Source organism: Roseibium sp., assembly GCF_965229775.1.
In the GTDB taxonomy this organism is placed as follows: domain Bacteria; phylum Pseudomonadota; class Alphaproteobacteria; order Rhizobiales; family Stappiaceae; genus Roseibium.
In genome coordinates, this window is record NZ_OZ245929.1 from 1,626,765 (window position 1) to 1,639,875 (window position 13,111).

The 13,111-nt window shown below is 60.7% G+C and carries 16 protein-coding genes; 8 read left to right on the forward strand and 8 right to left on the reverse strand.

Translation table 11 applies throughout. The annotated features are described in order from the left end of the window. Position 1: 1 nt before the first annotated feature. Both ACO07N_RS07330 and ACO07N_RS07335 read left to right on the forward strand, forming a co-directional pair. Complete coding sequence (locus ACO07N_RS07330) at positions 2–448, forward strand: hypothetical protein (protein ID WP_421980393.1); 447 nt, start codon at positions 2–4, stop codon at positions 446–448. Positions 449–606: 158 nt separating this feature from the next. Further along, on the forward strand, positions 607–858 hold the full coding sequence (locus ACO07N_RS07335) for an RT0821/Lpp0805 family surface protein (protein WP_421984393.1): 252 nt from the start codon (positions 607–609) through the stop codon (positions 856–858). A gap of 8 nt (positions 859–866) precedes the next feature. On the opposite strand, the gene ACO07N_RS07340 is transcribed toward ACO07N_RS07335, so the two are convergent. The 5 genes from ACO07N_RS07340 to ACO07N_RS07360 all read right to left on the reverse strand — a co-directional run bounded on the left by ACO07N_RS07340 (position 867) and on the right by ACO07N_RS07360 (position 4,600). Next, on the reverse strand, positions 867–1,559 hold the full coding sequence (locus tag ACO07N_RS07340; protein ID WP_421980394.1) for a rhomboid family intramembrane serine protease: 693 nt from the start codon (positions 1,557–1,559) through the stop codon (positions 867–869). A gap of 38 nt (positions 1,560–1,597) precedes the next feature. Beyond that, on the reverse strand, positions 1,598–2,173 hold the full coding sequence (locus ACO07N_RS07345) for a cob(I)yrinic acid a,c-diamide adenosyltransferase (RefSeq protein ID WP_421980395.1): 576 nt from the start codon (positions 2,171–2,173) through the stop codon (positions 1,598–1,600). Positions 2,174–2,211: 38 nt separating this feature from the next. Next, entirely contained in the window at positions 2,212–2,406 is a 195-nt protein-coding gene (locus ACO07N_RS07350; RefSeq protein ID WP_306142292.1) for a twin transmembrane helix small protein, read from the reverse strand. Between the two features lie 42 nt (positions 2,407–2,448). Then, positions 2,449–3,321 carry an SDR family oxidoreductase gene (locus ACO07N_RS07355; protein ID WP_421980396.1) on the reverse strand — a complete coding sequence of 291 codons (873 nt, stop codon included), beginning with the start codon at positions 3,319–3,321 and terminating at the stop codon, positions 2,449–2,451. A 67-nt stretch (positions 3,322–3,388) separates the two neighbouring features. Further along, positions 3,389–4,600 carry a ubiquinone biosynthesis hydroxylase gene (locus tag ACO07N_RS07360; RefSeq protein WP_421984394.1) on the reverse strand — a complete coding sequence of 404 codons (1,212 nt, stop codon included), beginning with the start codon at positions 4,598–4,600 and terminating at the stop codon, positions 3,389–3,391. A 155-nt stretch (positions 4,601–4,755) separates the two neighbouring features. Between ACO07N_RS07360 and tesB the strand changes: the two genes are divergently transcribed. Continuing rightward, positions 4,756–5,625, forward strand: a complete 870-nt coding sequence (tesB, locus tag ACO07N_RS07365) for an acyl-CoA thioesterase II (RefSeq protein WP_421980397.1) — start codon at positions 4,756–4,758, stop codon at positions 5,623–5,625. Between the two features lie 146 nt (positions 5,626–5,771). Here the strand turns inward: tesB and ACO07N_RS07370 are convergent, their stop codons facing one another. The 3 genes from ACO07N_RS07370 to ACO07N_RS07380 form a co-directional block, all read right to left on the reverse strand. Beyond that, positions 5,772–6,965 (reverse strand): CobW family GTP-binding protein, encoded by a 1,194-nt coding sequence (locus ACO07N_RS07370; protein WP_421980398.1) that lies wholly within the window; start codon positions 6,963–6,965, stop codon positions 5,772–5,774. A 146-nt stretch (positions 6,966–7,111) separates the two neighbouring features. Continuing rightward, positions 7,112–7,411 carry a hypothetical protein gene (locus ACO07N_RS07375; RefSeq protein WP_421980399.1) on the reverse strand — a complete coding sequence of 100 codons (300 nt, stop codon included), beginning with the start codon at positions 7,409–7,411 and terminating at the stop codon, positions 7,112–7,114. A gap of 184 nt (positions 7,412–7,595) precedes the next feature. After that, positions 7,596–8,990, reverse strand: a complete 1,395-nt coding sequence (locus ACO07N_RS07380; protein WP_421980400.1) for a D-alanyl-D-alanine carboxypeptidase family protein — start codon at positions 8,988–8,990, stop codon at positions 7,596–7,598. Between the two features lie 371 nt (positions 8,991–9,361). Here ACO07N_RS07380 and ACO07N_RS07385 point away from each other — a divergent pair, with 371 nt between their 5' ends. The 5 genes from ACO07N_RS07385 (at position 9,362) to ureC (ending at position 13,102) form a co-directional block, all read left to right on the forward strand. Beyond that, entirely contained in the window at positions 9,362–10,216 is an 855-nt protein-coding gene (locus tag ACO07N_RS07385; RefSeq protein ID WP_421980401.1) for an urease accessory protein UreD, read from the forward strand. 15 nt (positions 10,217–10,231) lie between these two features. Then, positions 10,232–10,534 carry an urease subunit gamma gene (locus ACO07N_RS07390; RefSeq protein ID WP_421980402.1) on the forward strand — a complete coding sequence of 101 codons (303 nt, stop codon included), beginning with the start codon at positions 10,232–10,234 and terminating at the stop codon, positions 10,532–10,534. Between the two features lie 35 nt (positions 10,535–10,569). After that, positions 10,570–10,875, forward strand: coding sequence for an urease subunit beta (locus ACO07N_RS07395; protein WP_421980403.1), 306 nt, complete (start codon positions 10,570–10,572; stop codon positions 10,873–10,875). 91 nt (positions 10,876–10,966) lie between these two features. Further along, positions 10,967–11,371, forward strand: a complete 405-nt coding sequence (locus ACO07N_RS07400; protein ID WP_421980404.1) for a lysozyme inhibitor LprI family protein — start codon at positions 10,967–10,969, stop codon at positions 11,369–11,371. 18 nt (positions 11,372–11,389) lie between these two features. Continuing rightward, positions 11,390–13,102 carry an urease subunit alpha gene (gene ureC, locus ACO07N_RS07405; protein ID WP_421980405.1) on the forward strand — a complete coding sequence of 571 codons (1,713 nt, stop codon included), beginning with the start codon at positions 11,390–11,392 and terminating at the stop codon, positions 13,100–13,102. Positions 13,103–13,111 lie beyond the last annotated feature (9 nt).

Consider the following 13,111-nt stretch of genomic DNA (forward strand, 5'->3'; position numbering starts at 1 on the left):
GATGTTCCGCATTCTGCCGAGTGTCGCGGCCTCGGCGTTGGTGTTCTCTCTTGTCTTCTTCAGCCCCTTGTTTGACCTGAAAGATACCATCGCCGCGGCTGCGCAATCCGGAGACGGCGGCAGCGGCAGTGGTGGCGGCGGCGGCGGAAAAGGTGGCGGCGGCGGCACCGGCGGCGGCGGGTCCGGCGGCGGTGGCGGGTCCAACGGAGGTGGCACCACATCCGGCGGCGGCGAGGACTTCGCGGACGAGACCCGCAAGAAGGCGCAAAAGCAAGCTCAACCGAATTCCCCGGGAAATTCGAACAAATCTGCCTCAGAAAAGTCTAGATCTGACGATCTCTTAGACCGTATCATCGGGCGTCGTCAGTTCCAGGGCGACAGTGAGCCTTCCGGCGGACCTTTGTCCAGGAATCAGGAAAGGGAGGCGATACAAAACGGCTGGCGCTAGATCCAAGAGGCAGGATCAAATTGGGAATGTACTTCAATCTGCAGCCTGCAAGGCTTGTGCTTGCGGTGACCTGTCTGGCAGCAGCACCTTCATGCACAATGATAACAGCCCAGGAGCAGACTGAGCCCCTCGTGCCTGCGGTCGCCTCTTCGCTTGAAATGTCGGACAAATCCCTGGCGAACAAACAGCTTCAGGCAGCCTTGGAAAAGTCGGTGTCAGGCCAGTCGACGCGCTGGCAAAACCCCGCAAGCGGTGCAAGCGGCACCGTTACGCCGCTCAAGACCTGGAAAACGGCCTCAGGCACCTATTGCCGCTCCTACAATGAGAAAATCGTTCTTGCCTCGGGCAAATCGCTGAATAGGCAAGGCGTTGCCTGCCGCGCATCCAATTCGAGATGGGAATCGGCGTAAGCGCCCGCTCAGCCCAGATCCCGGTCGAAAAGCTGCACACCGGGCCGGCGCATGAACAGCACCAGGACCGCCCCCGCCGCAAGCCCCCCGACATGCGCGATCCAGGCAACCTGGCTTTCCTCCGCAAACACGAGATTGCCGATCTGGAACAGCACCCACGCACCCAGAAGCCATTGCGCCGTCAGGCGCAGCGGAATCCGGCCGAACACCAGAACCCATACCTTGACGCGCGGATGCAGCATCAGATAGGCGACAACGACACCTGAAACAGCACCGGATGCACCGATCAGGGGCGTGTCGGAATTCAGGTCCAGAAGCGCATAGGCCAATCCCGAGAGGATTGCGCAAGCCAGATAGAAGATCAGATATCTGGAGTGCCCCAGCGCATCTTCGACGTTGTCGCCGAAAACCCACAGGAAAAGCATGTTCCCGATCAGATGCGTGAAATTCCCGTGCAGGAAGGCGTAGGTGACCAGCGACATCCAGTCCGGCAGCACCTGAAATTGCGGCGCCAGGTCCCGGATGTCGAAAAGGACGACCGGGATGAGGCCGTGCGAGACGGAAGATGCGTTGATCGCCCTGTATTCACCGGCGTCCTGAAGCACCAGAAAGACCAGAACATTCACCGCGATCAGCGTCAGATTGACGTAGGGCCTTGCCACATGGTCAAGGCTGTTCTGATCGTGAAGCGGGATAAACACGTGTCAATCAGGCCCCGGTTTTCGGCAAGCTCACGGCGTCAGCGGTTCTGACCGGGAACCCAGAGAACATCTTTTTCTCCCTTGTCGTTCAGATAGCGAGAAGCGACAAAGAAGTAGTCCGACAACCGGTTCATGTAGCGCACCGCGGCGGGATTTATCGTCTCTACCGCCGCAAGCTCGACCATGAGCCGTTCGGCACGCCTTGAGACGGTCCGGGCCAGATGCAGATAGGCCGATGCTTGACTTCCACCCGGCAATACGAAGGAGCGCAACGGTGAAAGATCAGCGTTCAGTTCATCGATCGCCGCCTCGATGGCGCTCACCTGGCTTTCGGAGATGCGCAGCGGTTCGTAGCCGAGATCCTGGTCCGTCTCCGGGGTCGCCAGATCCGCCCCGAGGTCGAAAAGATCGTTCTGGATACGGCCGAGAACATCATCCACAACTTTTTCGTCCGGGCCGGCATGAAGTCTGACGAGGCCCACGACGGCATTGGTTTCGTCCACCGTTCCGTAGGCGTCGATCCTCAGATCGTTCTTGGGGCGGCGTTCTCCCGTTCCCAGCGCGGTCGTGCCGTCGTCACCCGTCTTCGTGTAAATCTTGTTCAGAACAACCATTTCTTCTTTCTCCCGGAAACAGCTTCAAATCCGCGACATCAGCCGGAACCGAAGAAATAGAGCCCACTCATTACGAGAACAACCACCAGAAACTGCAATCCGACCCGCCAGCGCATCAGCATCTGCGACCGGTTCGAGGGGCCGTTCCGGAACATGTTCCATATCCCGAGAAGCAGGACGATCGCCACCGCGGCCATGCCGATCGGGACAAGTATGTTGAAAATCTCCGCCATATTTTTCCTCGCGAGGCTCAAGCCTCTGTTCTGGAACAGTATTTATTCTTCGGCATCGGCCGCCCTGATGCAAACCTTGTCCAGCAGACGTGTCGGAAGCAAGCGCTTTGCGACCGACATGAGGGACGTCGGCACCGTGACATGATAGCGCGCTTTCGGCCGTCTCGCTTCCAGCGCATGAATGAGTTTCCGGACAACCGCACTTGCCGGAAGCTTGAACGGCCCGGGCTCCCCGGATTCCATGCGAACGCGCCGTTTCTCGTAGGTTTCCCGAAACACGGACGATTCCAGTCCTCGCGCACCGATCCACCGGTCGAAATTGGCGAGCGTATTCTGTGTGAACCTGGTGTCGATCGGCCCCGGTTCGATTAGGCAGACATGCAATCCGCTTCCATGGAGCTCCTGCCGCAGCGTGTCAGTATACGCCTCGACCGCGAACTTGGATGCGGTATAGGCCCCGCGAAACTTGAGCGCGACAAATCCGAGCACGGAGGAACACTGCACGATCCGTCCGGATCCGTTGGCGCGCATGGACGGAACCAGTTGTCGCGTCAGATCGTGCCAGCCGATGAAATTCGCCTCGAACAGGGCCCGCATCGCCTCTGTCGGAATATCCTCGAGCGCGCCTGGAACCGCGTAAGCGCCGTTGTTGAACAGCGCATCCAGTTTTCCGTCGGTCAGATCGAGAACGGCATCGGCGGTCGCGCGAATGCTGCCGGCATCCTCGTAGTCCAAGTAAAAGGCCTCGAACCCCTGTGCCGACAGACGGTCCAGGTCTTCCTGTTTCCGGGCTGTCGGAAAGACACGCCAGTTCCGCCCACGCAGGATATGCGCCGCCTCCGCACCGATACCGGACGAGCATCCCGTAATCAGGATCGAGCGAGGCTTGCTGTAACCCTCTGGCGTATCAATCATGCAGGGCTGGTCCAATCACGTCGAATGCAGGAATCAGGCCGACGCAGCGGCAATTACTGAAGTCCTATCAGATTGGCTCCCCGGAAAGCAATTTCGGAACCGGTCCGGCAAATCCGGCCGCTTCCTTGATGAACATGCTCTTGAGCCCCGGCATGCGATCCACAAGACCAAGGCCGAAGTCACGAACCGCCCGCAACGCATCGTTGTCATTCGAAAACAACCTGTTGAGCACGTCGGTGACGACACCCATCTGGAACGTGTCGAACCGCCGCCAGCGCTGGTACCTTTCAAGAACGTCGAACGCACCGACGTCCTGCCCGAGGCGGCGCGCATCTACAAGGACCTCGGCCAGTGCCGCGACATCCTTGAACCCGAGGTTCAACCCCTGGCCGGCGATCGGGTGGATGCCATGGGCGGCATCGCCGATCAACGCGAACCTGGGTTGCACGTAATCGCGGGCAAGCTTCAGACCCAGCGGATAGGCGCGCCGCGGTCCGTCGACCTCAAGTTTGCCCAGATGGTGTCCGAACCGCCGCTCCAGCTCGATTTCGAATGTGAATTCGTCCGAGCGCACCAGCCGGTCTGCATCCGCGGTCTTCTCCGTCCAGACCAGTGACGAGCGATTGTCGGGCAGCGGCAGGATGGCAAACGGTCCGGCAGGCAGAAAGTGCTCTTCGGCGCGCCCGTTGTGCGGACGTTCATGTTTCACCGTGGTCACGATGCCCGACTGGCCATAGTCCCAGTTCACGGTCCTTATGCCGGCCAGCTCCCGCAGTCTTGAACGGACACCGTCGGCAGCCACCAGCAGCCGGCTCTTCAGCAGCTTGCCGTCTTCCAGCTCGATTTCGCTGTGATCCGCAAGCGTCCGGAACGTGTCCACCGTGGACGGTGCGAAGAACACGACCCCGAGCGATTTGGCGGCCTTGAAAAGCGCCGGCATCATGACCCCGTTGGGCATCATGTGGGCGAACGGTTCTCCTTCCGTCGCCTCGCCGTCAAATGTCAGAAACACCGGGCGCACGGCATCGCGCAGCTTGCTGTCCGTGACGATCATTTCCGCGATCGGCTGGGATTTTTTCTCGATCCGGGTCCAGATCCCGAGTTGCGTCAGCATGCGGGAGGCCGCCGCGGCAATGGCCGATGCTCTCGGATCCATGTGCAGCTGGTCCATGGGTTTCGGATCGACGACGGCGCAGTTCAGGCTCGGATCTCCCTGCTTCAGCGCCACCGCAAGTGACAGGCCGACATATCCGCCGCCGGCGATCACGACGTCGAACATGTCCGTCGATTTTGGTTTCTTGGCCACTTGAATACTCCCTGCCCCGAGCTTCCCCAAAGGCATCTTGACTTTAACGTCATCTCCCGTCCAAGAGTGCTGGCCGGGCAAAACGATTTCAACAGCGACATGGCTGGTCCACGCAAAGGAATACACCGATGAACACGGCCATTGACAACCTTCTGCAGATACTTGACCTGGAAGCGCTGGAAAGCAATCTGTTCCGTGGTCGCAGCCCGCAGGTTGGCTGGCAGCGGGTTTTCGGCGGTCAGGTCATCGGCCAGGCGCTGGTCGCGGCCTCCCGGACGGTCGTCGAAGATCGTCATGTCCATTCCCTGCACGGCTATTTCCTGCGCCCCGGTGACCCGCAGGTTCCGATCATCTACGAGGTCGACCGGATCAGGGACGGCGGCAGCTTCACAACGAGACGGGTCGTTGCCATTCAGCACGGCGAGGCGATCTTTTCCATGTCCGCGTCTTTCCAGCTGCACGAAGACGGGCTGGAGCACCAGTTCGACATGCCCGATGTGCCGAAACCGGACGAATTGCCGAGTGACCGGGAACTGAAGGAAAAGTTCCTGGCGGTCGCACCGGAGAACGTCCGGCGCTACTGGGAGCGCGAGCGGCCGATTGAAATGCGCCCGGTCGAATTGACCCACTATTTCAGCAAGAAACCCTTGCCGCCCCGTCAGTATGTCTGGGTGAGAGCAACGGGAAAATTGCCTGACGAAGAACGCATTCACCAGTGCGTCCTCGCCTATGCGTCCGACATGACGCTTCTCGACACCTCCCTTTTTCCCCATGGCACGTCGGTTTTCAGTCCGAAGATCCAGGCGGCCAGCCTGGATCATGCCATGTGGTTTCATCACCCTTTTCGCGCGGACGAATGGCTTCTCTACGCAACCGACAGCGTGTCATCATCCGGTTCCCGCGGCCTGAACAGGGGCTCCTTTTTCACAATGGACGGGAAACTGGTTGCCTCGACGGCCCAGGAGGGACTGATCAGGCTGCGCAGGAAAGACAAGTAAACACCATCGGCACCCGGGAACGCTGCGAAACGGCGTCCTGGCGCGGACCTCTTGCAGGCCTGCCGGCTTTTAAGCGCAAGTCACCTGAATCTGGCGTTCGCTTCAGAGACTGCTGGAACAATGATGCGAACTTCAAATTCACCGCACTAGCGCACGGGGCTGGTGAATCCGGAGACGGCGAGCGGATTGTCCGTCAGCGCCTTGTGATCCGGCGTGTCGGGACGCAGCGCGCCGGAAAAAGCCTCGAACATCTTCCGCACGAACCCTTCGGGCAGATCCTTGGTGATGAAAACCATGCGTGTGCGCCTGTCGTCATCCGGCCACGCTTCGAGCGTCGCGGGCGGATGGAACACATGCTGGACACCGTGGATGACCACCGGCCGGTCGGGATCTTCGGCGAGCTGCACGATCCCCTTGACCCGCAGGAGCTTGGGGCCGTGCGCCGAACGAAGCAGATCGAGAAACATCTCCAGGGCCGATGCCGGCACCGGCCGGTCGGTTGCGAGCGTGAAGGCCCGGATGGCGTCGCTGTGCCGGTTGATGTCATGCGCATGGCCATGTTCGTGATCGTGGTCATGTCCATGCGCATGGTGGTGGTGGCCGTGCCCGCTCTCCGCATAGGCTTCCTCGTTCAGCCAGGCGGCGACATCCGGTATCTTGCTTTTCGGATCATAGAGACCTGCATTGAACAGCTTGTCCGGTGCGGCGTCACCGGACTGGGCATCAAGCCGCAACGCGCCCGGATTCAGGGCCTGAAGGCGATGCGTCAGTGCATCGAATGCCGTGTTCCCGGTTTCCGCAGTCAGGAGATCGGTTTTCGTGAACACGATCCTGTCCGCAACGGCGGCCTGCTTGCCGGCTTCTTCGTGTTCATCCAGTGTCGAAAGACCATTGACTGCGTCTAACAGCGTGATCACGCTGTCGAGCCGGTAACGCATGACCAGGTAGGGATGCAGCATCACGGTGTGCAGAATGGGCGCAGGGTCGGCGAGACCGGTGGTCTCGATGATCACCCGGCTGAGCCGATCCGTACGTCCGTTGTCCACGTGCCGCAACAGGTTTTCCAGCGTCGTGACGAGATCGCCCCGGATCGTGCAGCACAGGCAGCCGGAAGACAGCTCGATAATGCCTTCTCCAGCCTGGTCGACGAAGAGATGATCAAGGCCAATTTCGCCGAACTCGTTGATGATGACCGCCGTATCGGCCATCGCGGGATCCTTGAGAATTCGATTGAGGAGGGTGGTCTTTCCAGCTCCCAGAAACCCAGTCAGCACAGAAAGCGGGATGGGAGGTTTCGGCCCCTTTTTCGGAGCGGATCCGGACGGTTCGTGGGAAGCCATGCAACGCGACTCCAGTTGTGATACCGGAAGCCCGTCGCATCACGCGCTGGAACATGGCGCATCGACAGACCCGGCTTCGGGACAGGCCGAACCGCTAGCATCCTTTCCGGGAAGACGTCAAAGGGAAATGTAACTTTGTAACTGCTCTAGCTGGCGTTGAGAACCGTCTCTTCCGGCTCGCTTTCTTCCGCGTCGGCGCTTTCGTCCACACCTTCCGCGCCAAGATCCATCGGCGTCAGGTCCTGGACGATATCCATGTCCGTAAACGCAAAGGTCGAATCGCCCTGTTCTTCCGAATCGATCACGTGCCGCACCGCTTCCGCGGCCTTTCGAAGAGTGGCAATCACTTCCTCGACCGATGTGCCGTCTTCCAACTGATCTGCCGACAGCTCTGCCAGGCTGGCAAGCGCCCTGATTGTTGCTGTGGATCTCGGTTCAATCATCATGCGAATTCTCGATCTGGTTAAGGACCGGCATTCCAATGCCTGACGGAGTGCACGTCCGGTGCCCGGCGCTTTGACGGCGTCGCACGCATCGACAGCAGACTTCTTACCGCAGTGTTAAGGAACTCGGTAAACAAAGTGTTAACTGTCCGGAACGGCCATTCCCGGATGCAGCCGCAAACCGGGTCTACTTGCGCGGACTGGGCGCTGGCACGGGCACGGTGAAATCGAGCCCTTTCCGGAAAATTGAGCCAGGCGCGGCCTGCGCAGTTTCACCGGCTCCCTCCGCGCTTGCCGATGCGGCCTGCGTGATGCCGCCCGCTGCGCTGCCTTGCGCCGTATTCTGGAGTTTCGCCCGGATCTCGATCTCGGCCCGGCGCAGGGGATTCGCTGAGGGGACGGGAACGTCTGCAGCCGGTATCGGCGATCCGGCGATATTTGCGGCCGGTTTCGGCGTTCCGCTCGGTTTTCCGAGACTGATCTGCAGCGGCTTGTAGGCGATGCGGCGCGGACCGAGCGTCCGGTCCAGTATCTTGGCCCAGTCGGGTTTTCCGTTCGCGAGCGTGAACCCGCTTTCATCAACCTGCTTCAGCTGCTTGTCGCTCGCGCTCCGGAAGAAGAGGAAACCGCCCGATGGCTCGTTCTTCATGTCGAACCGCGCCATGTAGGCCTTCGCGCCGGGGCTTCGGTTGCGCCGGCAATACCCGTTCGCCGGTGGATTTCCCGAGGATCCGGTCATGCTGGCGACTTTTTTGCCGCCACCGCCGCGCTTCCTGAACCCCTTGTCGAAAAGCTGGCGCGCAAACGCGGTCCTCTCCAGTCCGGAGCCTGCGCCCAGGATAATGGCGATCAGGGTCCGTCCGCGGCGCGTCACGGAAGCCGCGACGTTATAGCCGGAATTGCAGATGTAACCGGTTTTCATCCCGTTCGCGCCGGGAACGCGCAACAGGAATTCACGGTTCGCCGAACGCAGCGTCTTCTTGCCGAAGCGCAGTCCCGGATGATTGTAGAATTTTTTCGATTCCGGGAAATCCCGCCGCAGCGCCATGGCGAGAATGGCCATGTCCCGTGCCGTCGTGACCTGCCCGTTGTCCGGCAGCCCATGCGGATTGGTGAAGCGCGTATTGTTCATTCCCAGACGCCGGGCTTCCGCGTTCATGGCCGCAAGGAAAGCCGATTCAGATCCGGAGACGGCTTCTCCGAGCGCCACGGCAACATCATTGGCCGACTTGACCAGGATGATCTTCAGGGCCGTATCGATCGTGAACCGCGTGCCCACCTTGAAGCCCATTTTGCTCGGCGGTTCGGACAATGAATTCTTGGACTGCACGACCGCCGAATTCAGTGTCGCGCGGCCCTCCCGTATCGCCTTGAAGGTGACGTAGGCCGTCATCATCTTTGTCAGCGAGGCCGGGTACCACTTCCGGGTGGCATTTTTTTCTTCCAGAACCTTGCCCGTCTTGGCGTCGACAAGGATGAACGCACCGATATCGGCACGCGCGGACCCGCCGCTCAGGACCGCAGCACCAAGGAAAAGGGTCAGTAAAAAGACTGTCAGGCGGCCAATTGGGCTTGAGAACACGTGTATCCCTCGCTGGTCACACCGCTATATGAACGCACACTGGTTAAAGACTGTTTTCCGTCTTGCCGTTCTTATTAAAAACCGGATCATGTCACGCAGGGCAACCCCCCGGCCGAAATCAGGGCCTGATTGTACTTTGTGCAATCGCCTAACTTTTATGCAGACAAGCCTTGCAGCAGCGCTGCCACCTGCGCATTTCCGCAACCGCGTGCCCGGATTCCGGCGCTCCGGGCAAATCGAACTTTTTTGGCCCGGCCCTTGCTAATATGCTCGCAACCGGAACCGGGGAACGTCGCCGACATTCCCGGCCAGAATTCGGAAGAAAGGCGCCGGCATCAGCCGGACCGGCAAGATCCAGGGGCGGAGAAAGCATGTATGATGCTGCAATGGCATCAGTTTCAGGCCTGCAAGAAGAAACTCTGCAGCGAGTTTCCGGCACGGCGCGTATCCGCTTCGCGAACACCGGGGAACGCACGCGTCTGGCGGACCTCTACCAGCAGGGCTCCGCGAAGATCAGATTGCCAAGGGTTTATGACGCCACTGCCACCGCGGTCCTGATCAACACCGCCGGCGGCCTCACCGGCGGCGACAGACTTTCCTACGATATCGCGATCGACGAGAACGCACACGCGATTGTGACCAGCCAGACCGCCGAGCGCGCTTACCGCAGAAACACCGGCTCGGCAAAAGTGACAGGCTCGCTGCGGGTGGGTGCAGGCGCGACGCTGGAATGGCTTCCCCAGGAAACGATCCTGTTCGACCGGTCCGGACTGACACGCGCGCTGAACGCCGATCTAGCCGCAAACGCCCGGCTGATGCTGCTGGAAACGATCGTCGTTGGCCGCACGGCCATGGGTGAAACCGTGAGGCAGGTCGACTTCAGGGACCGCTGGCGGATCCGGCGCGAAAACAGGCTCGTTTTCGCAGACGACGTCCGCTACCAGGGCGACCCGGCGGACTTCCTGAGCGGTCCCGCGACCGCGCACGGCGGTCACGTGGTCTCGACCTTCGTGGATTGCGCGGTCGATGCCGAAGAGCGTTTGCCGCTCGCGCGCTCGTGCCTTGAAAGACTTCCGGCGACATCGACACATGGGGCGGCGACTGCCTGGGACGGCTTGCTGACGGCGCGTTTTGTGTCTGATGATAGCCGTAACCTGCGCAACGCGCTCATTTCGTTTTTGACCGGTTACCGCTCGGCCGATCTGCCGCGCGTCTGGTATTGCTAGTTTGGAGGATATGACGTGAACCTTACTCCGCGCGAGAAGGACAAACTGCTCGTTTCAATGGCGGCAATGGTTGCCCGCCGCAGACTGGAGCGGGGGGTCAAGCTCAATCATCCCGAGGCCGTCGCACTGATAACCGATTTCGTTGTCGAGGGCGCAAGAGACGGGCGCTCCGTCGCCGATCTCATGGCCGCAGGGGCAACCGTGATCACCCGCGGCCAGGTCATGGAAGGCGTGGCCGAGATGATTCACGACGTTCAGGTGGAAGCGACCTTTCCCGACGGAACGAAACTCGTGACCGTCCACGAGCCGATCCGCTGAACCTTTCTCTCTTCCAGGATTTCAGGAGTTTGCAAATGATCCCGGGCGAAATCTTTCCGGCCGAAGGTGAAATCGAGCTGAACGTGGGGCTTGAAACCGTCGAACTCGACGTCTCCAATACCGGGGACCGGCCTGTCCAGGTGGGCAGCCACTATCACTTCGCGGAAACCAACAGCGGCCTTTCCTTCGATCGTGAAAAGGCCAGGGGCATGCGCCTCGACATTCCGGCTGGCACCGCCGTCCGGTTCGAACCCGGTCAGACGAGATCCGTGACCCTTGTGCCGTATCGCGGCAACCGGACCGTCTACGGTTTCAATCAGAAGGTCATGGGCGCGCTATGACCGTCCCGGCCAAGGCGCTTCCTGTCCTTATCGGCCCGGGTCCGGATCAGCGCCGGCGAACTGGAAGAGCCTGCGGGGGTCTTGGGATCTGATGCGCCTCTTGTTCGCCGCCATCTTCTGTATCTGCCTGACCCCTGGCGTGGTCGCGCAGGAGAACATCGATTGCGGCTATCCGCTCAACAACAACGAGCGCACCTACTGCGCCGAAAAAGCACTTACGGACGCCAACGCCAATCTTGACACCGTTTACCGGGACCTCCTCGCGAAGACCGTTCAGATGGATGACGCCTTGCCGGACCACCTGAAAGGCGCGCCGGCAGCACTTGAAGAGGCTCAGGCCGCCTGGGTCTCCTATCGCGAACTCGACTGCAGGGCCTACAGCTTTCCCTTCAAGGGAGGCACCCGGGGCAATGACCTTTACCGGAACTGCATGATCGTCATGACGATGCAGCGCATCGACGATCTGACCGCAACACTTGAAGACTACGGCAACTGATCGCCGACAGGAGCAAACATGGCCTACAAAATGCCACGTGCCGCCTACGCGGACATGTTCGGACCGACAACCGGCGACCGGATGCGCCTTGCCGATACCGAGCTGATCATCGAGGTGGAGAAGGATTTCACCACCTACGGCGAGGAAGTGAAATTCGGCGGCGGCAAGGTGATCCGGGACGGCATGGGCCAGTCGCAGGCGCCCCGCTCGGCAGGGGCCGTCGACACGGTCATCACCAATGCCCTGATCGTCGATCACTGGGGCATCGTGAAGGCAGATGTCGGCCTGAAGGACGGCCGCATCGTCGGCATCGGCAAGGCGGGCAACCCGGACGTCCAGCCGGGTGTCGACATCATCGTCGGACCCGGGACCGAAGCAATCGCAGGCGAGGGCAAGATCCTGACCGCTGGAGCGCTCGACGTACACATCCATTTCATCTGTCCCCAGCAGATTGAAGAAGCCCTGATGTCCGGTGTCACGACGATGCTTGGCGGCGGCACCGGACCGGCCACCGGCACCAATGCGACGACCTGCACGCCCGGGCCCTGGCACATCACGCGCATGCTTCAGTCGGCCGACAGCTTTCCGATGAACCTGGCCTTTGCCGGCAAGGGCAACGCCTCTTTGCCGGCGGCGCTGGAAGAGCAGATCATGGCCGGGGCGTCGGCCCTGAAACTCCACGAGGACTGGGGCACGACACCGGCGGCAATCGACACCTGCCTGTCCGTCGCCGACGAGTACGACGTCCAGGTCATGATCCACACCGACACGCTGAACGAGTCCGGTTTCGTTGAAAACACGACGGCCTCTTTCAAGGACCGGACGATCCATGCCTTCCATACCGAAGGTGCGGGCGGCGGGCACGCGCCGGACATCATCAAGGTTTGCGGCGAGCTGAACGTGCTGCCGTCCTCGACCAACCCGACGCGGCCCTACACGGTCAACACACTGGAAGAGCACCTGGACATGCTGATGGTGTGCCATCACCTGGACAGCTCGATCCCGGAAGATGTCGCCTTCGCCGAAAGCCGCATCCGCAAGGAAACCATTGCCGCGGAGGACATTCTCCATGACATGGGCGCGTTTTCGATCATCGCCTCCGACAGCCAGGCCATGGGCCGCGTCGGCGAAGTCGTGATCAGAACGCTGCAGACGGCTCACAAGATGAAGGTCCAGCGCGGCCGTCTCGCGGAAGAAACCGGCGAAAACGACAATTTCCGCGTCAAGCGTTACATGGCCAAGATGACCATCAATCCGGCCATCGCCCACGGACTTGACCAGCATGTCGGGTCCGTCGAGATCGGCAAGCTGGCGGATCTGGTGCTCTGGGATCCGAAATTCTTCGGCGTCAAACCCGACATGGTGCTGAAACTCGGCACGATCGCGGCCGCGCCGATGGGAGATCCGAACGCGTCGATCCCGACCCCGCAACCGGTCCACTACCGTCCGATGTTCGGCGCCTTCGGCAAGGCCATGACGGAAAGCCGGGTGACCTTCGTCTCCCAGGCGGCCTATGACACGAATATCGGTGAGAAAGCCGGGCTAGACAGTCTCGTGCTGCCGGTGAAGAACGTCCGCGGCGGTATCTCCAAGAAATCCATGGTTCTCAACGATGCGACCCCGGACATCGAGGTACACCCGGAAACATACGAAGTGCGCGCCGACGGTGAACTTCTGACCTGCGAACCGGCGGAGGTTCTGCCCATGGCCCAGCGGTACTTCCTGTTTTAAGGTCCGACC